Annotated in this window: 19 protein-coding genes and 1 pseudogene; 16 read left to right on the top strand and 4 right to left on the bottom strand. The window is 71.6% G+C overall.

Translation table 11 applies throughout. The features are described 5' to 3' along the window. Window positions 1–233: 233 nt before the first annotated feature. Window positions 234–1,202 carry an SGNH/GDSL hydrolase family protein gene (locus ACW62_RS18015; protein ID WP_169792079.1) on the top strand — a complete coding sequence of 323 codons (969 nt, stop codon included), beginning with the start codon at window positions 234–236 and terminating at the stop codon, window positions 1,200–1,202. On the opposite strand, the gene ACW62_RS18010 is transcribed toward ACW62_RS18015, so the two are convergent. Then, on the bottom strand, window positions 1,163–2,266 hold the full coding sequence (locus ACW62_RS18010) for an Rv3235 family protein (RefSeq protein WP_053205509.1): 1,104 nt from the start codon (window positions 2,264–2,266) through the stop codon (window positions 1,163–1,165). The genes ACW62_RS18015 and ACW62_RS18010 overlap by 40 nt on opposite strands. Window positions 2,267–2,505: 239 nt before the next feature. On the opposite strand from ACW62_RS18010, the gene ACW62_RS18005 reads away from it, so the two are divergent. From ACW62_RS18005 to ACW62_RS18000, 3 genes and pseudogenes are all read left to right on the top strand, one after another. After that, on the top strand, window positions 2,506–3,489 hold the full coding sequence (locus ACW62_RS18005) for a patatin-like phospholipase family protein (RefSeq protein ID WP_053205508.1): 984 nt from the start codon (window positions 2,506–2,508) through the stop codon (window positions 3,487–3,489). Between the two features lie 24 nt (window positions 3,490–3,513). Next, a pseudogene (locus ACW62_RS36555) lies at window positions 3,514–3,795 on the top strand (L-glutamate gamma-semialdehyde dehydrogenase); the annotation flags it as partial. Next, on the top strand, window positions 3,795–4,373 hold the full coding sequence (locus ACW62_RS18000) for a hypothetical protein (protein WP_053205507.1): 579 nt from the start codon (window positions 3,795–3,797) through the stop codon (window positions 4,371–4,373). The pseudogene ACW62_RS36555 and the gene ACW62_RS18000, both read left to right, overlap by 1 nt. Before the next feature lie 395 nt (window positions 4,374–4,768). Here the strand turns inward: ACW62_RS18000 and ACW62_RS17995 are convergent, their stop codons facing one another. Beyond that, window positions 4,769–5,263, bottom strand: coding sequence for a DUF2505 domain-containing protein (locus ACW62_RS17995; RefSeq protein ID WP_053205506.1), 495 nt, complete (start codon window positions 5,261–5,263; stop codon window positions 4,769–4,771). Between the two features lie 31 nt (window positions 5,264–5,294). On the opposite strand from ACW62_RS17995, the gene ACW62_RS17990 reads away from it, so the two are divergent. Further along, on the top strand, window positions 5,295–6,098 hold the full coding sequence (locus tag ACW62_RS17990) for a tryptophan 2,3-dioxygenase (RefSeq protein WP_205629438.1): 804 nt from the start codon (window positions 5,295–5,297) through the stop codon (window positions 6,096–6,098). A gap of 109 nt (window positions 6,099–6,207) precedes the next feature. Beyond that, complete coding sequence (locus ACW62_RS17985) at window positions 6,208–11,085, top strand: NAD-glutamate dehydrogenase (protein ID WP_053205505.1); 4,878 nt, start codon at window positions 6,208–6,210, stop codon at window positions 11,083–11,085. 177 nt (window positions 11,086–11,262) lie between these two features. Here ACW62_RS17985 and ACW62_RS17980 read toward each other — a convergent pair whose 3' ends face one another. Beyond that, the gene (locus ACW62_RS17980; RefSeq protein WP_053205504.1) at window positions 11,263–14,097 is read right to left on the bottom strand and encodes an MMPL family transporter; all 2,835 of its coding nucleotides are present in this window, start codon (window positions 14,095–14,097) and stop codon (window positions 11,263–11,265) included. A 162-nt stretch (window positions 14,098–14,259) separates the two neighbouring features. On the opposite strand from ACW62_RS17980, the gene ACW62_RS17975 reads away from it, so the two are divergent. The 8 genes from ACW62_RS17975 to ACW62_RS17940 all read left to right on the top strand — a co-directional run bounded on the left by ACW62_RS17975 (window position 14,260) and on the right by ACW62_RS17940 (window position 22,034). After that, window positions 14,260–15,045 carry a TetR/AcrR family transcriptional regulator gene (locus ACW62_RS17975; RefSeq protein WP_053205503.1) on the top strand — a complete coding sequence of 262 codons (786 nt, stop codon included), beginning with the start codon at window positions 14,260–14,262 and terminating at the stop codon, window positions 15,043–15,045. A 128-nt stretch (window positions 15,046–15,173) separates the two neighbouring features. After that, complete coding sequence (gene prfB / locus ACW62_RS17970) at window positions 15,174–16,292, top strand: peptide chain release factor 2 (protein ID WP_053205526.1); 1,119 nt, start codon at window positions 15,174–15,176, stop codon at window positions 16,290–16,292. A gap of 148 nt (window positions 16,293–16,440) precedes the next feature. Continuing rightward, window positions 16,441–17,130, top strand: coding sequence for a cell division ATP-binding protein FtsE (gene ftsE / locus ACW62_RS17965; protein WP_053205502.1), 690 nt, complete (start codon window positions 16,441–16,443; stop codon window positions 17,128–17,130). A 40-nt stretch (window positions 17,131–17,170) separates the two neighbouring features. Next, window positions 17,171–18,076, top strand: coding sequence for a permease-like cell division protein FtsX (ftsX, locus tag ACW62_RS17960; RefSeq protein ID WP_053205501.1), 906 nt, complete (start codon window positions 17,171–17,173; stop codon window positions 18,074–18,076). Between the two features lie 454 nt (window positions 18,077–18,530). After that, the gene (locus tag ACW62_RS35310) at window positions 18,531–19,982 is read left to right on the top strand and encodes a M23 family metallopeptidase (RefSeq protein ID WP_157574828.1); all 1,452 of its coding nucleotides are present in this window, start codon (window positions 18,531–18,533) and stop codon (window positions 19,980–19,982) included. 42 nt (window positions 19,983–20,024) lie between these two features. Further along, window positions 20,025–20,498, top strand: coding sequence for an SsrA-binding protein SmpB (gene smpB, locus ACW62_RS17950; RefSeq protein ID WP_053205499.1), 474 nt, complete (start codon window positions 20,025–20,027; stop codon window positions 20,496–20,498). 7 nt (window positions 20,499–20,505) lie between these two features. Continuing rightward, complete coding sequence (locus ACW62_RS17945; RefSeq protein ID WP_053205498.1) at window positions 20,506–21,513, top strand: DUF3048 domain-containing protein; 1,008 nt, start codon at window positions 20,506–20,508, stop codon at window positions 21,511–21,513. 23 nt (window positions 21,514–21,536) lie between these two features. After that, the gene (locus ACW62_RS17940) at window positions 21,537–22,034 is read left to right on the top strand and encodes a tetratricopeptide repeat protein (protein ID WP_053205497.1); all 498 of its coding nucleotides are present in this window, start codon (window positions 21,537–21,539) and stop codon (window positions 22,032–22,034) included. 169 nt (window positions 22,035–22,203) lie between these two features. Here the strand turns inward: ACW62_RS17940 and ACW62_RS17935 are convergent, their stop codons facing one another. After that, window positions 22,204–22,632 carry a hypothetical protein gene (locus ACW62_RS17935; protein ID WP_053205496.1) on the bottom strand — a complete coding sequence of 143 codons (429 nt, stop codon included), beginning with the start codon at window positions 22,630–22,632 and terminating at the stop codon, window positions 22,204–22,206. Window positions 22,633–22,786: 154 nt separating this feature from the next. Here ACW62_RS17935 and ACW62_RS34115 point away from each other — a divergent pair, with 154 nt between their 5' ends. Both ACW62_RS34115 and ACW62_RS17930 read left to right on the top strand, forming a co-directional pair. After that, entirely contained in the window at window positions 22,787–22,933 is a 147-nt protein-coding gene (locus tag ACW62_RS34115) for a hypothetical protein (RefSeq protein WP_157574827.1), read from the top strand. Window positions 22,934–22,941: 8 nt separating this feature from the next. Further along, window positions 22,942–23,361, top strand: a complete 420-nt coding sequence (locus ACW62_RS17930; protein ID WP_205629437.1) for a MaoC/PaaZ C-terminal domain-containing protein — start codon at window positions 22,942–22,944, stop codon at window positions 23,359–23,361. Window positions 23,362–24,275: the final 914 nt, after the last annotated feature.

The raw sequence follows: 24,275 nt of genomic DNA, 5'->3' as shown, positions 1-24,275 counted from the left end.
CCGTCGCGCCGGACGGGCCGGGACGCCGTCCGGCAGGTCCCTTCGCCGGCCGGGTCACGCGCGGTTCTGGCGCGTTGTCACGCCGCTGCGTATTCGTCGGCCGTTGTTGGCAGAAAGGTGTCCCGCATACGGCATCCGTCCGCTATCGTCCACTGTGACGCTCGGTGATATCGGGTGTCACAATCCCCGGACGGCGGATGGGAGGAGCGGCCGCGACCGGCCGCGTAGTGCTCATGACCCACACCTCGACCACCCACCACCAGCAGCGATCCCCACGATCCTTCGCCAGAACGGCCGTCACGCTCTGCGTGGCGGCCGTCGTGCTGGTGGGGGCGGCCCTCGGCGCGGCGGCGGACGCGTCGGCGGCGGAGACGACGGAAGCGGCGGGCGATGCACCGTCGGCCGTCATCACGCTGGGCGACTCGTACTCGTCGGGCCTCGGCGCCGGCGGCTATCTCGACGACTGCGATCGAACACCGCAGGCGTGGAACAACCTGATCTTCGGCGACGCCGTGTCCGACCGGACCCTGCTCGCTTGCTCCGGCGCCCGGATCGCCGAGGTGACGCAGCAGGTGCGGCAGCTGGAGGCGATCCCCGGCGCCGGCGACCGGCTGATCACCGTCACGGTCGGCGGCAACGACGCGGGCTTCGCCGACGAGCTGGTCAACTGCCTGGTCTCGTTCCTGTCCTGCACCCGGCGCGAGGCCGAGCTGACCACGTTGATCAACGGCCTGCACCAGCCGCTCGTGCAGCTCTACGACGCCGTGCAGGCGGCCGCGCCCGGCGACGACGTGATCGTCGGCGGGTACCCGATGCTCGTCCCCGACCCGGCCGTGCGCAGCGACTGCCCGGCGCTGACCGGCCTGTTGTCCGACTCCGAGCGACAGATGATCCGCCGCCTCGGCGTCCTGCTCAACGACGTCATCGACGCCGCGGCCGCTGAAGCCGGCGTCGAGTCGGCGTCGGACGAAGTGGCAGCGGGATTCGACGGACACGAGGCGTGCGCCAACGGGCCCGGTGACTGGCTCTACGGCCTGAAGATCTCGTGGTCGGCGGCGGACGAGCCGACGACGGCGAGCGCCTCGCCGTACCAGCCGCAGTGGGACGTCGCGTCGTCATTCGTGCGTGACTCCTTCCATCCGACGGTGAACGGCCAGGCGGGCTACGCGGACGCGTTCGAGGAGGCCTGGGCCGCCCGTTGACCCCGTGCGCTGCTCCTGGCGCCGTTGGATGCGGCGCCAGGAGTGGCTCCGCGGCGCGTGCCGCGGCGGGCCGGGCGCGGCTCGGCGATGTCGAAGGCGGTGCACAACCACCTGCCGTCGTCGGCTTCGAGGCGCACCGCGACGGCCCGCGCCACCGCCCCGATCTGCACGACGACGCTCGCCTCGGCCACTCCAGGTGTGACGCGGCAGACCCGCAGCGCCCGGATCCGCGGCCGCACGGCGGGCGCCTCGTCCTGGGCGACCGCCCGGCGGCTGAGGTCGCGGTAGACGGGCTCGGCGGTCCACCGGACCAGCTGCTGCAGTGGGCGGCGGCCGTGCAGGCACTCGAGCGCCGATTGGGCCAGCCGGGCGGTCCACCGGCGCGGGTCCGGCAGCTCGTCCGCCCCGGCCGCGGTTGCGGTCTCGGCCCACGCGGCGGCTCCTGATCCGGCTGCGGCCGCTGCCGCAGTTGCTGGCCCGGCGGCGGCTCTGGTTCCGGCTCGGGTGGCGGATCTGACTGCGGTGCCGGTTCCGGCGGTGCCCGTGGCTCGGGTGGCGGTTGCTGGCCCGGTTGTGACTGCGGTGGCGGCTCGGGTGGTGGACCTGGCTGCGGTCCCGGTGCCGGTTCCGGCACGGGCTGCGGTTCCGATCCCGCTGCCGGCCCCGGCGTCTGGCCGTGCCGGCCGTCGGCGCGCCGCTGGGGCCGCCCGCTCGCCCGCATCGGCCTCGCCGGCCCGCCCGCCCTCGCGGACCCGGCTGGTGGCGCCGTCCGAGCCCACGTCTCGGGGACCTCGGGTCGGCTCGGGACCGGGGTTGCGCAGCCACAGGCTGTCCGCGACCACCGCCGCGCCGACTCCGATCGGCCGCAGCTGGTCCTCGAAGACGTCGGCGTCCAGTTCGAGCGGAAGTGTCCCCTGGACCGCCGTCGCCGCGCCCAGCGGCCGCCGTTCGCCCCGTGGCACGACGATGCCCAACTCGTCGTCGAAGGGCGGCTCGGTGACCGGGACCGGCAGCAGGCGCACCCGGCTCACGTACGGCTCCGGTGGTGCGGACGTGGCGGTCATCGTGGCCTCCTGACTGGGCGGACATCGGCGTCATGAGCATCGAAACCACCAGGAGCAGACGAGTCAACGGGATCGCGCGGCCGGGCAGACCCGAGGCGGGAACGGGCAAACGGGCAACCTCCGGCGGCCTCCGAAACGGCGAACGGGCAACCGGTGAACGGCAGCGGGCAATCAGGGCTCTGTCACATTCCGACCATTGATGCGTGGCATGAATCAGTTTGTTGCAGGAGAATCAACAAATGGAGGCCATTCGTCACAACGGACCGCGGCGGGGCCTGGTGCTCGGCGGCGGCGGGGTTCTGGGCGCGGCGTGGATGGTCGGCGCGCTGAGCGCCATCGAGGAGTCGACCGGCGCCGACCTCCGGTCGTTCGACTACATCCTGGGCACGTCCGCGGGCTCGGTGCTCGCCGCGCTGCTCGGCGCCGGGGTCGACGCCGAGCAGTTGCGCGATCACCAGCTGGGCAACCCGATCGACGGCCCGCTGTCCGACCACACCTGGGACTACGAGACCGCGACCGGCGGCTCGCGCCCGCAGCTGCCCCGGTTCGGGGTCGGCTCGCCGGCGCTGGTCCGGCGCAACGTCCGCCGGCTGCGGCGCATGCCGCCGACCGCCGTCCTGTCGGCGCTGATGCCGGTCGGCCGCGGCTCGCTGGACGGCGTCGGCGACCTCGTCGACGCGGTCACGGGACCGGACGCCGGGTGGTCGCCGCATTCGGGCGTCTGGATCGTCGCGATGGACTACGAGACCGGCCGCCGGGTCCCGTTCGGCCGGGCCGGCGAGCCGCGGGCGTCGCTCCCGCAGGCCGTCATGGCCTCGTGCGCCATCCCGGGCTGGTTCGCGCCGGTGCTGATCGGCGGCCACCGCTACGTCGACGGCGGCACCTGCTCGGCCACGTCGGTCGACCTGTTCAGTGGCCTCGGCCTGGACGAGGTCTACGTCGTCGCGCCGATGGTGTCGTTCGAGCTGGACCATCCGCGGGCGCTGCTGCCGCGGCTGGAGCGGCGGTGGCGGCGGCGCTGCACCCGTCGCTGCCTGCGCGAGGCGGCGAAGCTGCAGGCCGCGGGCACCGACGTCACGATCCTCGGCCCCGGCCCGGAGGACCTCGACGCGATCGGCGCGAACGTCATGGACACCGGCCGGCGCATGGCCGTCCTCGAGACCTCGCTGCGGACGTCGGAGGAGGCGCTCACCCAGGGCCGCTCCTGGGCCGACGCCGGCTGACGACCCGCCGACACCCCGGCTGACGTCAGCGCCCGGGGCCGTACGGCTGTCGTTCATACCACGGAGGCGATACGCTTCGCAGCCGGTAGCGTTGAGGTCGATGACAATCCCACCGGAGCGGTCGCCGGGCGGCAGCCATTCGGGGGAAGTCGGGCCAGTGGGACGAATGACAAGGCGGGTTCGGTGCAGAATCTTCTACGGTGGACGAGCACTCGGGCCGTGACGGAGACGTTCGCCCCGCTGCATGCGCACGAGTACCCGCACATGGGTGAGCCGAGAGATGAGAACACGAGGTGTCAAGCGTGATGGATGACCGGCTGTCGACCAGGCCGTACGTCGCACGAGCGGTGCGGCTGCTGTCCCAGCCCCGTCGGAGTCCCGCCGACGGCGCACTGGTCACCGCGGTAGCACTGCGGCTGGCCTCCCTCGACAGCGACAGCGAGACGGCTGAGCGCCTCGTCGCCGCGTCCGACCGGGTGATGGCCGGGGTCGCCGGCCTCATCGGGGAGCAGGCGCCGGCGTCGGACTGGAGCGACACCGCCGAGGCGCTGGCGCTGATGATCGCCGGCCGGCCGCTGCAGCGCGGTCACCTCATGGCCGCTCGGGCGACGCTCGGCACGGCCGACAAGGTCATCGACCTGTCCGACCGGCTGCGCCGCACCGCCGAGGAGCCCATCGACCGCGACGACCTCGGTCGCGCGCTGGCCATGGCGGTCACGGGCCCGGCCGAGCTGGCCGAGGCGCTGCTGGAGCGCGAGTCGGCCGACGCCGCGCCCGCGGCGGCCGCCGAGGCCCCCGCGCCGCGGCAGCCGGGGCGCCGGGCCGGTGCCGCCGAGCGCAACGTGGCGCTGCGCGCACTGGACGGCGGCGTTCCGGGCCGTTGAGGGGGCGCTCCCTCGCTCCGATGAACTGCTCTCTGGATTGACGGAATCGGTGTCAGCTCCGCTGGGGTGCTCGGACGGCAGCCGGGCGACCGTCCGTCGGACACGCATGTCCGCCCGGGCCGTTCGCCGGCGGAGCCGAGGTGGACTCGGTTCCGCGCAGCAACCCGGCGGGCGCACGTTCGCCGATGGCTCACCTGATCATCCGTACCGAAACGATCAGGTGACCTAGCCCACCGGCGACGGCGGCCGCTTCGTCACCTGATCGTCTCCACCATGTGGACGCGAAACGATCAGGTGACATCGGCACGTCGAAACGGCACGGTTCGTCACCTGATCGTTCTGCGCCACCCGGGCCCGGCCGTCCGCCGTCCGGCCCTGGCCGCCCGCCGTCCGGCTCAGCGCCGTCCGGCGAGCCAGTCCCGGCCGACCCGCTCCTCGATGCGGGCCGCTTCCGTCAACCCCTGGTGCACCGCCTGCTCGATCTTCCCGCCGACCAGCGGCACCGACGCCTTCAGCAGGCCCTTGATCGTCAGCGCGGTCGAGGCCCCGTTGCCGGCCAGCGTCATCGTGCCGGTGGCGCGGACCGGCGCGCCGGACATCTCGAGCTCGATGCTGCCCTCACGCGACCCGTCCGCCGCGGCCGGACCCCAGGTGTCCCGCTGCTTGATGTCGATCGTCTCGCCGACGAAGCGGCGGACGAAGTCGGGGACGTCCGGGGGCATGACGCGCAGGAGGTCGATGGTGACGCGGTCGCCGTCGCGGCGGACGGAGGCCTGGTGCCGGATCGCGTTGGCGGCCATGGTCTTCTTCGCGATGTATGCCTCGTCGGTCAGCATCGCGAAGACCGCTACCGGATCGGCGTCGAAACGCAGCTCGCTGTACAGGTCCATGGCTCCACATCCTGACCCATACGCTGGCAAGGTGACCACCGACAAGGAGATCAGCCCTCCGTCCGCACAGTTCGGCGAGGACGGTGCCAGGCTCAGTTACGGCACGTACCTGCGTCTCGCGCAGCTGCTCGACCAGCAGCGTCTCGAGACCGATGCTCACGACGAGCTGCTGTTCATCACCATCCACCAGGTCTACGAGCTGTGGTTCAAACAGCTGCTGCACGAGCTGGAGGCGGCCCGGCAGGCGATGTTCGACGACCGGCTGTGGTGGGCTCGGCACCTGCTGAACCGGGTGCACGAGATCGAGCGGATCCTGATCGAGCAGGTCGGCGTCCTGGAGACCATGACGCCGCAGGACTTCCTGCAGTTCCGGGCCCAGCTGGCGCCGGCCAGCGGTTTCCAGTCGGTGCAATTCCGCGAGCTGGAGTTCATCTCCGGCGCGAAGGACGCGGCGTTCCTGCGCCGGTTCCGCGGCCTGACGGAGGACGAGGCGGCCCGGCTGCGGCGCCGGCTGGACGAGCCGACGCTGTGGGACGCGTTCCTGGCGGCGATGCGGGCCCACGACCTCCCTACCGGCACGGACGACGAGATCAGCGCGTCGCTGCGCACGGCGGCGCATGACCGGGGCGGCTTCGGCGACGTCTGGGAGCTGGCCGAGGGACTGATGTCACATGACGAGCTCGCCGCCGGCTGGCGGGCCCGGCACGTCACGATGGTGGAACGGATGATCGGGACGAAAACCGGCACCGGCGGCTCGTCCGGCGCCTCCTATCTGCGCAGTCGCCTCGATTTCCGCTACTACCCGCTGCTCTGGGAGCTGCGTTCCTGGCTTTGAGATGATCATGAAACGGGGGTCGGGCAGCGGACCGCGCGGGGAGCTACTAAGGTTCTGAGAGGTCCCGTACAACGACGTGCGGGGTCTAGTTCCGGGGGTTGGTGGATCCATGCGTAATCGGCTCGACGAAGCCAAATCCGAGCTCCTCGCCAAGGCTGCCCTGGTCGGCGACCGCGGGAGCCGCGACGAGGACGAAGCCTTCCTCCGCCGGTACTACCGGCACGTCGCCGCCGAGGACCTCGTCGACCGCGACGTCGTCGACGTCTACGGGGTGGCCGCGTCGCACCGGCGCTCGGCCCAGTTGCGGCCGCAGGGAACCGCCGTCGTCAATGTCTACACGCCGACGGTCGACGACCACGGCTGGGCGTCCGGGCACACCATCGTCGAGGTCGTCATCGACGACATGCCGTTCCTGGTCGACTCCGTCACCATGGCGCTGTCCGAGCACGAGCACACCCTCCGCCTCGTCGTGCACCCGCAGCTGGTGGTCCGCCGCGACATCACCGGCCAGCTGCTCGAGGTGCTCGACCTCAACGAGAACGACCGGCGGCGCGACGCCGGCACCGTCGTCGAGTCGTGGATGCACGTCGAGATCGACCGCACCGACGACCCCGACGACCAAGCCGCCATCGAGCAGCTGCTGCGCGACGTCCTCCGCGACGTCCGCGAGGCGGTCGAGGACTGGCCGCGCATGCACCAGCGCGCCATCGACATCGCCGACGAGTTGGAGCACCCGCCGTCGTCGATCAGGTCGCCCGAGGCCGACGAGGCGCGCGAGCTGCTGCGCTGGCTGGCCGACGACCACTTCACCTTCCTCGGCTACCGCGAGTACCAGCTCGACGAGGTCGACGGCGAGGACGTGCTGCGCGCGGTCACCGGCACCGGCCTGGGCATCCTGCGCTCCGACCAGGACCTCTCCGGCTCGTTCGGCAAGCTGCCACGCGAGGTGCGGGCCAAGGCGCGCGAGAAACAGCTGCTGGTGCTCACCAAGGCCAACTCGAAGGCGACGGTGCACCGCCCGGCCTACCTCGACTACGTCGGGGTCAAGACGTTCGACGAGTCCGGCGAGGTGGTCGGCGAGCGGCGCTTCCTCGGGCTGTTCACGTCCGCCGCCTACACCGAGAGCGTCCTGCGCATCCCGGTGCTGCGGCGCAAGGTCCAGGAGGTCATCGAGCAGGCCGGATTCGCGCCCTCCGGGCACTCCGGCAAGGACCTGTTGCAAGTGCTCGAGACGTACCCGCGCGACGAGCTGTTCCAGATCCCGCCCGAGGAGCTGCTGCCCACCGCGCTCGCCGTCGTCCACCTGCAGGAGCGCCGTCACCTGCGCATGTTCGTCCGCCGCGACGACTACGGCCGCTACCTGTCGTTCCTCGTCTACCTGCCGCGCGACCGGTACAACACCGATGTCCGCGAGCGCATCCAGCGGCTGCTGCTGGCCGCCACCGACGGCGACTCCATCGACTTCACCGCGCGGGTCGGCGAGGCGGCGCTGGCCCGGCTGCATTTCGTCGTGCGCATGCGGCGCGACCAGGAGCTGCCCGCCATCGACGTCCCGTCGCTGGAGAAGAACCTGGTCGGCGCCACCCGTTCGTGGATCGACGAGCTGTCCGACGCGCTGGCCGAGCAGGTCGGCGAGGAGGGCGCGGCGAAGCTGCTGCGCCGGTACCGGCAGGCGTTCCCGGAGGGCTACAAGGCCGACTTCCCGGCGCGGACGGCGGTGGCCGACGTCCGCCGCCTCGAGGAGCTGCCGGCCGAGGACGGCCTGGGCATGAACCTCTACCAGCCGGTCGGTGGGCTGGCCACCGACCGCCGGTTCAAGATCTACCGCACCGGCACGCCCATCTCGCTCACCCAGGTGCTGCCCATCCTGTCGCGCATGGGCGTCGAGGTGGTCGACGAGCGGCCGTACGAGATCGTCCGGCGCGGCCACGACACCGAGTCGACGGCGTACATCTACGACTTCGGGCTGCGCTACCGCGGGCTGCGCGCCACCGAGGCCGACCGCCTCAAGGTGCTGTTCCAGGACGCGTTCGCCGCGGTGTGGCGGGGCGACGCCGAGAGCGACGGGTTCAACGCGCTGGTGCCGCAGGCGGGGCTGTCGTGGCGGCAGGCGTCGATCCTGCGCGCGTACGCCAAGTACCTGCGCCAGACCGGCACGACGTTCAGCCAGAACTACCTCGAGGAGGCGCTCTCGGGCCACGTCGAGGTGGCGCGCATGCTCGTCGACCTGTTCGAGATCCGGTTCGACCCCGAGCGCTACGGCGCCGACGACACCGGCCGCGCCGCCAGGCAGACGGCCGCCGACCAGCTGAACGGGCGCATCGACGAGGCCCTCGACCAGGTCGCCAGCCTCGACCAGGACCGCATCCTGCGCTCGTTCCTGCGGCTGGTGAAGGCGACGCTGCGGACCAGCTACTACCGCACCACCGTCGGCGGGCCGCAGACCGTCACCAGCTTCAAGCTCGACTCCCGGTCGCTGCCCGACCTCCCCGACCCCAAGCCGAAGTACGAGATCTGGGTGTACTCGCCCCGGGTCGAGGGCGTGCACCTGCGCTACGGCGCCGTCGCGCGCGGCGGGCTGCGCTGGTCCGACCGGCGCGAGGACTTCCGGACGGAGATCCTCGGCCTGGTCAAGGCGCAGGCGGTGAAGAACTCCGTCATCGTCCCGGTCGGCGCGAAGGGCGGCTTCGTCGGCAAGCGGCTGCCCGACCCCGCCGTCGACCGCGAGGCGTGGCTGGCCGAGGGCGTCGAGTGCTACAAGACGTTCATCCGGGCCATGCTCGACATCACCGACAACCGCGCCGCCGACCGCAGCGTCGTCCCGCCGCCGATGGTCGTCCGCCACGACGGCGACGACCCGTACCTCGTGGTCGCGGCCGACAAGGGCACCGCGTCGTTCTCCGACATCGCCAACGACGTCTCCCAGGAGTACGGCTTCTGGCTCGGCGACGCGTTCGCGTCCGGCGGGTCGGCCGGCTACGACCACAAGGCCATGGGCATCACCGCCCGCGGCGCCTGGGAGTCGGTGCGGCGGCACTTCCGCCAGCTCGGCCGCGACGTGCAGGCCGAGGACTTCACCGTCGTCGGCGTCGGCGACATGTCCGGCGACGTGTTCGGCAACGGCATGCTGCTGTCCGAGCACATCCGGCTGGTGGCCGCGTTCGACCACCGGCACATCTTCCTCGATCCCGACCCCGACGCGGCGGAGTCCTACGCCGAGCGCCGTCGCCTCTTCGAGCTGCCGCGGTCCAGCTGGAACGACTACGAGCCCAAGCTGATCAGCGAGGGCGGCGGCGTCTACCCGCGCACGGCGAAGACGATCAAGCTGTCCGCCGAGGTCAAGCAGGCGCTGGGCATCGACGCGTCGGTCGAGACGATGTCGCCGCCCGAGCTGATGCACGCCATCCTCGGCGCCCCCGTCGACCTGCTCTGGAACGGCGGCATCGGCACCTACGTGAAGGCGTCCACGGAGTCCAACGCCGAGGTGGGCGACAAGGCCAACGACGCCATCCGCATCGACGCCAGTGACCTGCGTGCCCAGGTCGTCGGCGAGGGCGGCAACCTGGGCCTGACCCAGCGCGGCCGCATCGAGTTCGCGCTGGCCGGCGGCCGGGTCAACACCGACGCCATCGACAACTCCGCCGGCGTCGACACCTCCGACCACGAGGTGAACATCAAGATCCTGCTCGACGGCGTCGTCCGGGCCGGCGACCTCACCGAGAAGCAGCGCAACGAGCTGCTGGCCGAGATGACCGACGAGATCGCCGGCCTCGTGCTGACGAACAACTACGGCCAGAACATCGCGCTGGCCAACGGCGTGTTCCAGGCGCCGAACCTGGCCCACGTCCACCGCTCCTACCTCGCCAAGCTGGAGAGCCAGGGCAAGCTCGACCGCGCCATCGAGGCGCTGCCGACGGACCGCCAGCTGGCTGAGCGCATGGCCGCCGGCAAGGGCCTGACCAGCCCGGAGCTGTCCGTCGTCCTCGCGTACACGAAGAACCTCATGTACGAGGAGCTGCTGGCCGGCGGCATGCCCGACGACCCGTACCTCGGCGCCGCGCTGCACGCGTACTTCCCGAGCGCGCTGCGCGACACCTACGGCGAGGTCATCGACAACCATCCGCTGCGCCGCGAGATCATCTCGAACGTCGTGGTCAACGAGCTGGTGAACACCGCCGGCACGACGTTCGCGTACCGGCTGGGCATGGAGACCGGCGGCACCGTCGAGGACCTCGCCCGCGCGCACACCGTCGGCGGCGTCGTCTTCCAGATCCCCGACCTCATGGTCGCGATCAAGGAGCTCGACAACGTCGTCGCGTTCGACGTCCAGACCCGCATGCGGCTGGAGGCGCGGACGATCACCGAGCGGGCCACCCGCTGGCTCACCGTCAACCGCCGGCCACCGATCGACATCGCCTGGCAGATCGGGTTCTTCGAAGAGCCGATCGCCCGCCTGCTGGTGGCGCTGCCCGAGGTGCTGTCCGGCCGCGAGCTGGACCTCTACCACGAGCGGCTGGAGGCGCTGGCCGCCGACGGCGTGCCGGAGCCGCTGGCCAACCGGGTCGCGGTGCTGCCGCCGGCCTACGCCGGGCTCGGGATGGTGGAGAACTCGCTGGCCACCGGCACCGACCTGCTCGAGGTGGCGCGGGTGCACTTCACCCTCGGCGCCTTCCTCGAACTGGGCCGGCTGCTGGAGCGGATCATCTCGCTGCCGCGGCGCGACCGCTGGCAGACGATGGCCCGGGCCGCCCTGCGCGACGACCTCCACGGCGTCCAGGCGGCGCTGACGGCGCAGGTCATCCAGCACACGCACGAGGAGGCGGCGCCGCAGGACCGGGTCGAGGCGTGGGCCGCCCAGGACGACGTCGTCGTCGCCCGGACCCAGGGCATGCTGCGCGAGATCGTCGAGGGCGACAGCTTCGACCTCGCCCGCCTCTCGGTCGGCCTGCGCGCCGTCCGCGGCCTGCTCCGTCCCGACGCGACGTAGCCCGCCCGGCTTCGTCACCTGATCGTTTTCGCGAAGACGATCAGGTGACGAACCGCCCGCAGGACGGCGCCCTTCGTCACCTGATCATCTCCACGATGTGGACATGAAACGATCAGGTGACCAAACCGGCGTTGTAGTGCCCGGTTGGTCACCTGATCGTTTCGGTGTCGCGCCGGATCAGCGGACGGGGACCAGCTCCGGCTCGTCCGCGTCGCGGCTGCGGCCGTCCCCGTCGGGGAGGTAGAGCTCCGGCCGGCCCTCGACGTGCAGCTGGGGCAGCCGGCGCTCCAGCCAGGACGGCAGCCACCAGTTGGCCCGTCCGAGCAGGTGCATGACGGCGGGGACCAGCAGCATCCGCACGACGGTGGCGTCGACGAGGATCGCCGCGGCCATGCCGACGCCGATGACCTTGAGGAACACCTCGGGGCTCGGGATGAACGCCGCGAACACCGCGACCATGATCGCCGCCGCGGCCGTGATGACCCGCCCCGTGCCGGCCAGCCCTTCGACGATCGCCCGGCCGTTGTCGCCGGTCCGCGTCCACGCTTCGCGCATGCGGCTGATCAGGAACACCTCATAGTCCATCGACAGCCCGAACAGCACGGCGAACACCAGCACCGGGATGAACGCCGGCATCGGCGTCTCGGTGTCGATGCCGATCAGCTGGCCGGCCCAGCCGCCCTCCAGCACCAGCGCGACCACGCCGTACGCGGCGGCGACGGAGAGCAGGTTCATCAGCGCCGCGGTGATCGGGATGACGATGCTGCGGAACGACACCAGCAGCAGGATCATCGACAGGATCACGACGCCGCCGATCAGCAGCGGCAGCCGCTCGGCCGTGTTCTCGGTCGAGTCGATCGACGTCGCCGTGACACCGCCGACGTGTACCTCGACGCCGGCGCCCGGCAACACGTCGTCGCGCAGGGTGTGGACAACGTCCTCCGTCGCCGCGTCCTGTGGACCGGTCGCCGGGAGAACGGTGAGCAGCGCGGCGTCACCGGCCTCGGTGACGGCGGGCGGCAGGACGGCGGCGACGCCCGGGGTCGCGGCGACGGCCTCGGCCAGCGCCGGTAGCGCGGCCTCGTCGCCGGGGTCGTCCAGGTCCGCGACCAGCAGCAGCGGGCCGTTGGCACCCGGGCCGAAGCCCTCGGACAGCAGGTCGTACGCCTGCCGCGACGAGCGGTCCTCCTCGTTGTTGCCGGCGTCGGGGAAGCCGAAGCGGACGCCGAGGAACGGCGCCGCGAGCGCCAGCAGCAGACCGACGCCGACCACCGTCGCGATGATGCTGTGCCGGTCGACCAACCGGCCCCAGCGCAGCCACGTCCGCGACGGCTCGACGTGCCCGCCCGCGGCCAGTTGCGCCGTCGGCCGTTGCCGGCGGCCCAGCGGGAGGCGGAGGCGGTCGACCCAGCTGCCGAAGAAGCCGAGCAGCGCCGGGAACAGCGTCGCGGCGGCGGCCATGACGACGAGGACGGCGACGATCGTCACGAGCGCGGCGCCCTGCATGAACGTCAGGCCCATCGCGAACAGGCCGAGCATGCTGATCATGACGGTGCTGCCGGCGACCATGACCGCGCGGCCGGCGGTGTCCAGCGTCGCGATGGTCGCCCGCTCCGGGTCGAGGCCGGCGGCGCGCCACTCGCGGAACCGCGTCACCATGAGCAGGACGTAGTCGATGCCGAGCGCGATGCCCATCATCGTCGCCAGCGCCGTCGACCAGTCCGGCACGTCGGCGACGGCCGCGACCAGCCCGGTGAGCATGCCACTCAGCGCCAGCCCGGCAATCGCGACGATCAGCGGCAGCCCCGCGGCGACGACCGTGCCGAACGTGATGAGCAGGATCACCGCGGCGGCAGCCATGCCGATGGCCTCGGAGCCGATCTCGCCCTGCTCGGCCAGCGCGATGGTCTGCCCGCCGAGCGCGATCTCCAACCCCGGCCGCTCGGCCGCGTCGGCCATCGCCAGGAGCTCTTCGGTCTCCTCGACCGGCATGTCGTCCGGCAGCACGACGTCCAGGTTCACCGTCGCGACGAGGATGTCCCCGTTCTGGCTGAGGCCGCCCGGTGTCGTGTACGGGTCGTCGACGGCGACCACGTGCGGCTGGCCACGCAGCTCGTCGAGCAGCGCAGCGACGTCGGCCTGCACGTCGGGGTCGGTGACCGCCGCCCCATCCGTCCGCACGACGACGTCGATGGTGTCGCCGGACTGCGCCGGGAAGCGCTGCTCCAGCAGGTCCTGGGCCTGGCGGGAGTCCGAGCCGGGCGCCGAGTAGTCGGCGGTGAAGTCGCCGGCGAACGCGGCGGACAGCCCGAACGCCGCGGCGATCGCCACCACCCACGCCACGACCACCCGGCCCCGGCGCCGATAGGAGACCCCGGCCAACCGGCCGAGCACTCCGGGACGCGGGGGAGCGGCGGGCGTTTCGGCCGGTGCGCCGTTGCCGCCGTTGCCGCCGGGGCGACCGTTGCCGCCGCTGCGACGGTGGTCGCCGTTGCCGCGGTTTTGGCCGTGGTCGCCGTGGCCACCGCTGCTGCCGTTCCCGCCGGGCTGATGGCCGGCGCTGGACTGGCTGCCCGGGTGGGACTGGTCGCCCGCGCCGGTCTGGCCGTGGTCGCCGTGGCCACCGATGCTGCCGGTCCCGCCGCTGGGCTGGTTGCTCGCGCCGGTCTGGCCGTGGTCGCCGTTGCGGCCGTTGCCGCCGCTGGGCTGGTTGCTCGTTGCGGCCTCGCCGTTGCGGCCGTTGCCGCTGCCGGGCTGGTTGCTCGCGCCGGTCTGGCCGTGGTCGCCGTTGCGGCCGTTGCCGCTGCCGGGCTGGTTGCTCGCGCCGGTCTGGCCGTGGTCGCCGTTGCGGCCGTTGCCGCTGCCGGGCTGGTTGCTCGCTGCGGCCTCGCCGTTGCGGCCGGTCCGGCCGCCGGGCTGGTCCGCCGCGCCGGCCTGGCTGGTCCGGTTCGCGGCGTCGGCGCCCGGTGGCGTCGTCGGCCGGTCTCCGTCGTCAGTGGTGGGCTCGTTCATCGTCCTGCCCCTCGAAGCGTTACGTGACGTAGCGTTAGAACTGTTACTCGACATAACAAACACGACGCGGCTAAACTTGTCAAGAGGCTTCACATCTGTGACAGTGCTTCACGCATTGCCGTCGGTGCGATGACTCGGTGCGACACAAGGAGGTGGGCGCAGATGGCAGACGAGATCCCCCAGCCTGGCCACGAGCCGGAGCGGCCGCCGTCCCGGCGAGAGCGGGCTCGTGCGGCGACCATCGAGGAGATCAAGCAGACCGCGCTGCGTCTGATGCGCGAGCAGGGCACCACCGATTTCCGGTTCTCCGACATCGCCCGCCTCATGGGTATGACGGCGCCCGCCCTGTACCGCTACTTCGCCGACCGCGACGAGCTGCTCACGGAGCTCATCGTCGACGCGTACAACGATCTGGGCGAGGCCGTCGCGGAGGCGCGCGACCAGATCCCCGTCGACGATCCGGGCGGCCGGTTCGCCGCGGTCGCGCATTCATACCGGCGCTGGGCGCGTGAGGAGCCGCAGCGGTTCGCGCTGATCCTCGGCATGCCGGTGCCCGGCTACCACGCCCCCGAGGAAGGTCCGACGACGGAAGCGGCGCGGCGCGCGATGGCGCAGCTCAAGTCGCTGTTCTACGAGGCCACCCAGGCCGGCCTCCTGCGTCGTCCCATGCTCGCGGACGACGACGCCAGCATCGCCCGCATGCTCGCGGAGCACCACGAGGCGAAGGATCTGCCGATCGACGGCCCGCCGGTCGCGCCGGAGACGTTCCAGGCGATGCTGCACTGCTGGGCGAGCCTGCACGGCTTCACCTGCCTTGAGTCGTACGGCCACCTCGACTGGATGCCCGGGGAGCTGCGCGACGCCATCTTCGAGTCCAGCATCCGGCTGATCGCGAAGGTCGCCGGCCTGCCCGAGCCCGGCCTGCTGACCCTTCCCGGCGACGACTGAGCAGGCGACTGGGCGCCGCCGAAACGCCCGCCGAAACGCCCGCCGAGCAGCCCCGTGACGGCGTGACCTCGGCCTCGTCGGGCGCGGGCATGCGGGCGACCGCCGCCGAAGCGCGTACCCTGTGCGACGTGGCAGCACGTGACGTAGACGCCGAGATCGCGGACCTCTCGCAGACCCTGGCCAGCATCGAGAACGTTCTCGAGCCGGAGAAGATGCGAGAGCGCATCACCGACCTCGAAGCGCATGCGGCCGCGCCGGACCTGTGGGATGACGTCGAGCAGGCGCAGCAGGTCACGAGCCAGTTGTCGTACCTGCAGGCGGAGTTGCGCAAGCTCACCGAGCTGCGCCAGCGCATCGAGGACCTCCCGGTCATGGTCGAGCTGGGCCGCGACGAGGGCGACGCCGACGCGATGGCCGAGGTCGAGCGGGAGATCGACGACCTCCGGAGGGTGATCTCCGACCTCGAGATCCGCACGCTGCTGTCCGGCGAGTACGACGAGCGCGAGGCCGTCGTCACGATCCGCTCCGGCGCCGGCGGCGTCGATGCCGCCGACTTCGCCGAGATGCTGCTGCGCATGTACCTGCGCTGGGCCGAGCGGCACGGCTACAAGACCGAGGTGCTTGACACCTCCTACGCCGAAGAGGCCGGCCTGAAGTCGGCGACGTTCGAGGTCAAGGCGCCGTTCGCGTACGGGACGCTGTCCGTCGAGGCGGGCACGCACCGACTCGTCCGCATCTCGCCGTTCGACAACCAGGGCCGCCGGCAGACGTCGTTCGCGGCGGTCGAGGTGATCCCGCTGATCGAGACCACCGACCACGTCGACATCCCCGAGGCGGACATCCGCATCGACGTGTTCCGGTCGTCCGGTCCCGGCGGGCAGAGCGTCAACACCACCGACTCCGCCGTCCGCATCACCCACCTCCCGACCGGCCTGGTGGTGTCGATGCAGAACGAGAAGTCGCAGATCCAGAACCGCGCCGCCGCCATGCGCGTGCTGCAGTCGCGCCTGCTCCTCCTGCAGCGCGAACAGGAGCAGGCGCAGAAGAAGGAGATGGCCGGCGACGTGAAGGCGTCGTGGGGCGACCAGATGCGCTCGTACGTCGTCCACCCGTACCAGATGGTGAAGGACCTGCGCACCGAGCACGAGGTCGGCAACCCGCAGGCGGTGTTCGACGGGCAGATCGACGACTTCCTGGAGGCCGGCATCCGCTGGCGCAAACAGCAGGAGCAGGCCGAGGCACAGTGAGGTCGCTGCTGTCGTACGGGAACCTTCGGGGCGCCACGCCGCGTTGGTTCTCCCAGCGTGCGGTCACATCCGGACGTACACTCACAGACGAGCTTCAGGCGGTCAGGGCCATCGCGGGAGCGTCTCACATCCACATCGGCGAGGCATCGTGATCCTTTTCGACAACGTCAGCAAGTTGTACCCGACGCAGAACCAGGCAGCGCTCGAGAGCCTGTCCCTGGAGATCGAGAAGGGCGAGTTCGTCTTCCTCGTCGGGCCGTCCGGGTCCGGCAAGTCGACGTTCCTGCGCCTGACGCTGCGCGAGGACAAGCCGACCTCGGGCCGTATCCGCGTCGCCGGCAAGGACCTCCACCGGCTGTCGAACTGGAAGGTCCCGCACCTGCGTCGCCGCATCGGCACCGTCTTCCAGGACTTCCGGCTGCTGCCGAACAAGACGGTGTTCGAGAACATCGCCTTCGCGCTGCAGGTCATCGGCAAGCCGCGCCGCCAGATCAACCGCGACGTCCCCGCCGTCCTCGAGCTCGTCGGGCTCGACGGCAAGGAGGACCGGCTGCCCGACCAGCTGTCCGGTGGTGAGCAGCAGCGTGTCGCCGTCGCCCGCGCGTTCGTCAACCGGCCGCTGATCCTGCTGGCCGACGAGCCCACCGGAAACCTCGACCCGGGCACCAGTGTCGGCATCATGAAGCTGCTCGACCGCATCAACCGCACGGGCACCACCGTGGTCATGGCCACCCATGACCAGTCCATCGTCGACCAGATGCGCAAGCGCGTCATCGAGCTCGAGCACGGCAAGCTGGTCCGCGACCAGTCGCGCGGCGTCTACGGCTACACCCGCTGACACCGCCCTTCGTCCCGAACCCGCCGACCCGGAAGAAACCATGCGCTTCCAGTACGTCCTGTCCGAGATCACGACCGGCCTGCGCCGCAACCTGACGATGACCATCGCGCTCGTCATCGTGGTGGCCATCTCCATCGCGATGCTGGGCGCCGGCCTGCTGATCCGGTCCCAGGCCGAGACCACCAAGGGCTACTGGTACGACCGCATCGAGATCTCGGTGTTCATGTGCAACGAGTACTCGACCGGGGCAGGTTGTGCCGACGGCGCCGTCACCGACGCGCAGCGCGACACCATCCGGCAGACGCTGGAGTCGCACCCCGAGGTCGACGAGGTGTTCTACGAGAACCAGGAGCAGGCGTTCGCGCGGTTCAGCGAGCAGTTCGACGACTCCGACATCGGCGGCATCATCACGCCCGACCAGCTCCCCGAGTCCTTCCGCGTCGCCCTGCAGGACCCCGAGCAGTACGACGGCGTCGTCTCGGCGGTGGCCGGCCTGCCCGGTGTGCAGGAGGTCACCGACCAACGGCAGCTGCTCGAACCACTGTTCCGGACGCTCGACGGCTTCCAGCTGGTCGCGTTCGCCATCACCGTCATCCAGATCGTCGCGGCGGTCCTGCTGATCGGTAACACCATCCGGCTGGCCGCGTTCAACCGCCGCCGGGAGACCGGCATCATGCGGCTGGTCGGTGCGTCGAACTTCTACATCCAGCTCCCGTTCATCCTGGAAGCGGCCATCGCAGGCCTGCTCGGCTCGGTGCTCGGCGTCATCGCCCTCTTCGGCGGCGTCGAACTGATCGTCGGCCGGTTCATCGCGCCGAACCTCCAGTTCACGTCCTGGGTCGACAGCGCCGACGTCTGGGCGGCGACGCCGTGGCTCCTGGTGGCCGGCGTGCTGTTCTCGATGCTGGCGTCGTTCGTCACGCTCCGCCGCTACCTGCGCGTTTAACAGCGGACGGGCGGGGCCGCGGCGACGGCGAGGCGCGCCCAGACTGCGGCGAGGGTACGGATTCGGCGCACGGGTCCGTCAGCGCGGACGTTGTCGGTGCCCGCCCGTAGGGTGGGAGCCCTCCCAGCCGGGCGGGGACCGTACGTCGAGTCGGCCGACCGCGACAGTTCACCGCGCCGGTCTCGTCCGGGACACGGCCAGGGCCCACGCAGGCACGACCCCGACCGGGGCTCGGCCCGGCCCCGCGCAGGCACCGCCCCGGCCGCGGCGCGTCCCACATCGTCACCTCCCGACACGCCGACACGCCGACATCCGGCGTCTCCGTCGATTCGCGCCACTTGCCCACCTTGTGCGCTCGCCTGCGGAAATGACAGCGATGTAGTTATCGCGGGCTGCTTCGCGGCCAGAGTGAATGGTGTTACGGTCATGCACGAGTGGTGCGAGGGAGGCCGCTGTGAAGGCTGTGACAAGTGAGACGTCGTGGGCACGGCGGGTGACCGTGATCGTCGTCACCGTCGGCCTTCTCTGCACCGGGCTGAGCCAGGCGGGGGCCACGTCCGACGCCGAGCGCCGGCTGAAGGACGCGCAGAACAGCCTGGAGCATGCCCAGGACCAGCTGGCCCACTCCACGCAGGCGCTCGCCGACGCGACGGCCGCGTTCCAGGCGGCGACGGCGCAGCTGCCGACAGCGGAGGCGACGCTGGCCACCGCGCAGCAGGGCCTGTCCACCGCCGAGCACGAGCTCGAGGTCGCGCGCGGCGAGGTCGCCGCGGCGCGGGCGGCGGACGAGGCGGCGGCGCAGAAGCTGGTCGAGGCGGAGAAGAAGGTCAAGGACCAGATCGTCAAGATCGACGACGTGACGGAGCGGATCGACGGCAAGCGGGCGTCGATCAGCCAGGTCGCCGTCGAGGCGTACACCCGCGGCGTCGGCGCCGACCTCGCCAGCCTCACCATCCTGATGCAGGCCGACAGCATGGACGCGCTCGCCGCGCGCGCCGCCGCGTCGACGTCGGTGCTGACGGCCGAGAACACCATCCTCGGTGAGCTCAAGGACGACCGGGCCGAGTTGGCCAACGAGCGCGTCGTCCTCGAAGACCTGGAAGCGGCCGCCGAGGAGGCCCGTCAGCTGGCGGCCGCCACGCTGCAGGCGACGGAGCAGCGCGAGCAGGCCGCCGAGGCGGCCCGCGCCACCGCGCAGGCGGCCAGCGACGCAGCGGCCGCGGCGAAGGCCGAGGTCGACCAGCTCATCTCCGCCCGCGACGGCGCGAGGACGGCGGCGCAGGCGGCCCAGGCCGGCGACCAGGCCCAGACGGCGGCCTGGTCGGCCGAGCGGGACCAGATCGAGGCCGAGATCGCCGAGATCCAGCGCCGGGAGCAGGAACAAGCCGAGCAGGAGCAGGCCGAGCAGGAGGCCGAAGAGGACAACGGCGGCGGCGGCGGTGGCGGTGGCGGAGGCGGCGGTGGCGGCGGTGGTGGCGGCGGTGGCGGTGGCGGCGGTGGTGGTGGCGGCAGCAGCTCCGTCACGCTGGCCTTCCCGACCGCGAACCCGTACGTCACCTCGCCCTACGGCATGCGCGTCCACCCGGTGACCGGTGTCTACAAGCTGCACGACGGCACCGACTTCCGGGCCTACTGCGGCACGCCGATCCGCGCGGCCGCCGCCGGCACCGTCGAGTGGGCCTACTACCGCGGCGCGTACGGCAACCAGGTCGCGGTCAGCCACCGGCGCATGGTGTCGACGTACAGCCACCTGTCCCGATTCGCCGTCAGCGACGGCGAGAGCGTCTCGCAGGGCGAGGTCATCGGCTACTCCGGCACGACAGGCAGCTCGACCGCCTGCCACCTGCACTTCATGCTCTACGTCGGCGGCGAGCGTGTGAACCCGATGAACTACCTCGGCAGCTAAACGCAGTCGTCGGCACGGCCCTCGAAGTGCGATCCTTGGGGCATGGCACGAGAACGCGGACACACCGTGGTGGCCCAGAACCGCAAAGCCCGCCACGACTACCACATCGACGACACCTACGAGGCCGGCATCGTCCTGACCGGCACCGAGGTGAAGGCGCTGCGGGCCGGCAAGGCGTCGCTGGTCGACGGTTTCGCCGAGGTCCGCGACGGCGAGGTGTGGCTGCGCAACGTGCACATCCCCGAGTACGACCTCGGCACCTGGAACAACCACGCGCCGCGCCGCTCGCGCAAGCTGCTGTTGCGCAAGGACGAGATCAGCAAGCTGATCGGCAAGACCCGCGAGACCGGCTACACGCTGGTGCCGCTGTCGCTGTACTTCAAGGACGGCTACGCCAAGATCGAGTTGGCGCTGGCCCGCGGCAAGAAGGCCTACGACAAGCGGCACACGCTGGCCGAGCGCGAGGCGAAGCGCGAGGCCGAGCGCGCCATGGCCAACGCTCGGCGCAAGCGCTGAGCCCGCGGTGAGCCCGCAGCGGGTCCCGGCGGCGGCAGCCCTGCTCCTGGCGGGGGTGCTGCTGGCCGGCTGCGGCGAGGGCTCCGCGGCGTCGACGCCGTCGCCGTCCGCCCCGACGCCGACTGCCACCGCGACGGCGACGCCCACACCTGCGCCGGCCTGGCCGCTGACCGGCCTGCCCGCGCCGTCGGCCGCCGACCTCGCGACGCCGGCGCTGGTCGTGAAGATCGACAACACGGCGTCGTCGGCGCCGCAGCTGGGCCTGTCGAAGGCCGACCTCGTGGTCGAGGAACTGGTCGAGGGCGGGCTGACCCGGCTGGCCGCGCTCTTCCAGTCGACGTTGCCGCCGGTCGCCGGGCCGGTCCGGTCGGTGCGCACCACCGACGCCGGCCTCGCGCTGCCGGCCGGCGGCGTGCTGGTCGCGTCCGGCGGGGCGGAGCGAGTGCTGAAGGCGCTGGACGACGCCGGCGTCACCGTGCTGACCGGCGGCGGCAACGGCCTGTCCCGCGATCACAGCCGGCCGGCGCCGTACAACGTCATGCTCGATCCGGCCGCGGCGGTGGCGAGCCTGCCCGGCGGCGCCGGCGTCCCCACCGGCCCGTACCTGCCCTGGGGGACGGCGCCCGCGGGCCGGCCGGTCGGCGGCGCCGTCGTGACGTTCTCCGCTGCGCGCACGTCGACCTGGACCTGGTCCGACGGCGTCTGGGTGCTCGACGGCGACCACGCGGCCGACGGCGACCGGTTCGCTCCGGCGACGGTGCTGGTCCTGCGGGTCACGCTGCGCGACGCCGGCTACGAGGACCCGGCCGGCAACCCGGTCCCCGAGACCGTCCTCGTCGGCTCCGGCGCCGCGACGCTGCTCACCGGCGGCACGGCCGTCGAGGGCACGTGGTCCAAGGAATCGCTGGCGGCGCCGCTGACGCTCGCCGACGCGGCCGGTGCGCCGCTGCACGTGCCGCCGGGGCGGGTGTGGATCGAGCTGGTCCCCGACTCCGGCTCGGTGACGTTGCGCTGACGGCACTGTGCGAGGCTGGCGCGATGAGCACCGACGAAGACTGGGAAGGACGGGTCGCCGCGGCCTGGGCGCTGATCGACGACCACGACGAGGCGCAGTTCGTCACGCTGATCGACGGTCTCGCCGCTGAGCTGCCCCAGGGTAGCCCCGTCGCGGCGTTCGAGCGGGCCTGCGCCTTCGACTCCACCGGCCGCCCCGACCTCGCCGAACCGCTCTACCGCGAGGCACTGGCCGGCGAGTTGCCCGGCGAGCGTCGTCGCCGGGCGGTGATCCAGCTGGCCAGCACCGTCCGCAACCTCGGCCGTCCGGGGGAGAGCGTCGACCTGCTCACCGCGGAGCAGGCCCGCGGCTCGGACCACCTGGACGAGGCGGTCAGCTGCGTCCTCGCGCTGGCGCTCACCGACGCCGGGCGCGAGCGCGAGGCCGTGTCCGTCGCCGTCGGCGCCCTGGCCCGGCACCTGCCGCGCTACCAGCGCTCGATGGCCGCCTACGCCCAGGTGCTGGTCCAACCCCGGAGCTGAGACCTCGCCCTGGAGTGGGCGCCGACAACGAGTGATCCTCGGCGGTTGGTCAAGTTGGCTCGTGAGGCGTGCGCACCGGTAGCGACCGAACCGGCGCCCACAAGGTGTCCCGCCGCGAGTGAGGTGTGTTCGCGCCGGGCAAGGAACCCCTCCCGGCGGACCCGTCACCCTAGGGGACTTGCGGTGGCGATCCGTGCTGTGCATCCGGCGCGATCCAGGTGACGAGCAATTCGGCCCCTGCTCTCGTTGCTGGGTCGTCGTCGTGGGTCAGCTCCAAGCACAGGTCTACGAAGCGAGCTCCGCGTCTACTGGCGTCGGCAATGGTGCCGTAGAGGTGGTCGTGCTGCTCGGCGTCGGCACTCGCGACAGCCTGCGCAATTGGCCGAACGCCGTGGACGTCGTCGCGTTGCAACAGCGCTTGGCTGGTGGCATCAGTCACCGCCGTATCGTGGGCGTCCAGGAGTAGGGCGCGCAGCGCCTCTGCGATGTCGGGGCGCTCCGCTCGGGCAGCCAGCTGCCGGCCAGCACCCGCACGGGTGGCCCAGTTCGGCGACGACGCCGCCTTGATCGCTGCGACGAGATCGGAATCGGCCTCCACAGTCGTCAGTCTGCACCCGGGCCGAGTGATCCTCGCCGCACCCGGGAGATCTTGCCAGCGTGCATAAAAGAAGGGATATTCGTTTTAGGAAGTCGTCGATCCAGGGAGGCATCCCGTGACACCACGACCGCGCGCGCAGGCAGGGCGACGCCCGGTGACGATCGAGCGGGTCGCCGGGCGGTGGTGGGTCCGGCGCGACCGCTTCGGTCGGGTCGTCGCGATGGCGGCGGACCTCGAAGGCATCCAGATGCTCGATGTCGCCGTGGTCACCCGGCGCGGTGGGGCGGGAGCCCATCGATGATCTCGTCCGTGACGGAGGCGAGCCTGGCGGCCGGGGCCGTCGTGGCCAGCGACGAGTACCGGATCAGCCGCGCCGACCTGGTCCGCTACGCCGGCGCGTCCCGCGACTTCAATCCACTGCACTGGAGCCCGCGGATCGCCGCCGCGGCCGGGCTGCCCGGCGTGATCGCGCACGGCACTCTCATCCTCGGCCTGGTCACTCGGTTGCTGACCGGCTGGCTGGGTGACCCGGCGCGGCTCGACGAGCTCAACTTCCGCTTCATCCGGCCCGTGGTCGTGCCGGACGACGGCGGCGTCGCACTCGCGCTGCAGGCCCGGGTCTCGGAGCCTCATCCGGACGGCCGGGTCGCCGTGACAGTGGTCGCGTCGGTCGAGGGCACCGGCACCGTGGGTCGGGGCCGGGTGATCGTCCAGCCGCTGCCGGACTAGCTGAGTGAGTCCGATTGATCTTGGCGATGCAGCCTATGTGGTCGGCCGTTCGCCGTGGTCCGCACGTTGGCCGTCCCCTGGCGCCCATTTTCTCAGCCGCGTGACCGCGCCTCAAGCGGACCCGGATAGGCGCTTCGCGCGTTGGGGGTCCGCTTGACCCGCGGCCCCGCGGCCCCGGGCCCTATCAGGGGACGGGGGCAGTCTGGGCACACCTCGATGCCCACCGCCGTCCTCGATGGTGAGAACCGTCCGAAAGGCCCCTCGAACACGACCCTCGCCATCGAAGACGGCTCCGGGAATCGAGGACAACCAACGGTGCACCGGCACGAACGACGAACGCCAGCCAGCCAGGCGAACGGCGCACCGGGCGGGCTCTGCCCGCACTTCCCCCGTCCCCCTGATAGCTGCGGCCAAGAACATGGGCAGCAGGGGGACGGCCCACCGCCGCAAAGCGGCGAACTGCGGGACGACGGCGAACCGTTACACGATCCCCACCTCACTGTGTGGGTTCACTGCGCCGGGTGGGGCAGATCACTGTTCCCCTGACAACAGCAACGCCACCCAGCACACACAGCGATCCCACCCAATGGCGCACCCGGGGCGGGCGCACAGTCGCCGCCGCCCAACGATGCGGGGATCGATGTGAGATCGCTGCGGAAACGACGCGCCATCACTGTCGCCGACACGACAGCGTTCTCACCTCGATCACGCAGCGATCCCACACCGTTGCGCCGGGCCGGCGAGACCAGCCACCCGACGCCCGCTCAAATCCGGTTCGAGTGTCGGAGTTTCGGAGACCAAGCGGAGCTGATATAGGTCGGTAGTCCTTCACAAGACATCTCCGGAGGTGTCAGAAGGGATCCGTTGGATTCCGTCTGAGTGTCTGGCGTTGGCGCGCTGGTCCTCCTGGCATG

This window comes from Jiangella muralis, from assembly GCF_001270745.1.
GTDB lineage: Bacteria > Actinomycetota > Actinomycetes > Jiangellales > Jiangellaceae > Jiangella > Jiangella muralis.
Note: the sequence above shows the minus strand (reverse complement) of the source record. Positions and strands in the feature narration are given on the sequence as shown.

Bases quoted from the DNA above. Each gene is read 5' to 3' on its own strand.
- ACW62_RS18010 (WP_053205509.1), bottom strand. From the start codon at position 2,266: ATGACCGCCACGTCCGCACCACCGGAGCCGTACGTGAGCCGGGTGCGC.
- ACW62_RS17985 (WP_053205505.1), top strand. From the start codon at position 6,208: ATGCGTAATCGGCTCGACGAAGCCAAATCCGAGCTCCTCGCCAAGGCT.
- ACW62_RS17980 (WP_053205504.1), bottom strand. From the start codon at position 14,097: ATGAACGAGCCCACCACTGACGACGGAGACCGGCCGACGACGCCACCG.
- ACW62_RS17975 (WP_053205503.1), top strand. From the start codon at position 14,260: ATGGCAGACGAGATCCCCCAGCCTGGCCACGAGCCGGAGCGGCCGCCG.
- ACW62_RS18015 (WP_169792079.1), top strand. From the start codon at position 234: ATGACCCACACCTCGACCACCCACCACCAGCAGCGATCCCCACGATCC.
- ACW62_RS17995 (WP_053205506.1), bottom strand. From the start codon at position 5,263: ATGGACCTGTACAGCGAGCTGCGTTTCGACGCCGATCCGGTAGCGGTC.
- smpB (WP_053205499.1), top strand. From the start codon at position 20,025: ATGGCACGAGAACGCGGACACACCGTGGTGGCCCAGAACCGCAAAGCC.
- ftsX (WP_053205501.1), top strand. From the start codon at position 17,171: ATGCGCTTCCAGTACGTCCTGTCCGAGATCACGACCGGCCTGCGCCGC.
- ACW62_RS18005 (WP_053205508.1), top strand. From the start codon at position 2,506: ATGGAGGCCATTCGTCACAACGGACCGCGGCGGGGCCTGGTGCTCGGC.
- ACW62_RS18000 (WP_053205507.1), top strand. From the start codon at position 3,795: ATGGATGACCGGCTGTCGACCAGGCCGTACGTCGCACGAGCGGTGCGG.
- ACW62_RS17940 (WP_053205497.1), top strand. From the start codon at position 21,537: ATGAGCACCGACGAAGACTGGGAAGGACGGGTCGCCGCGGCCTGGGCG.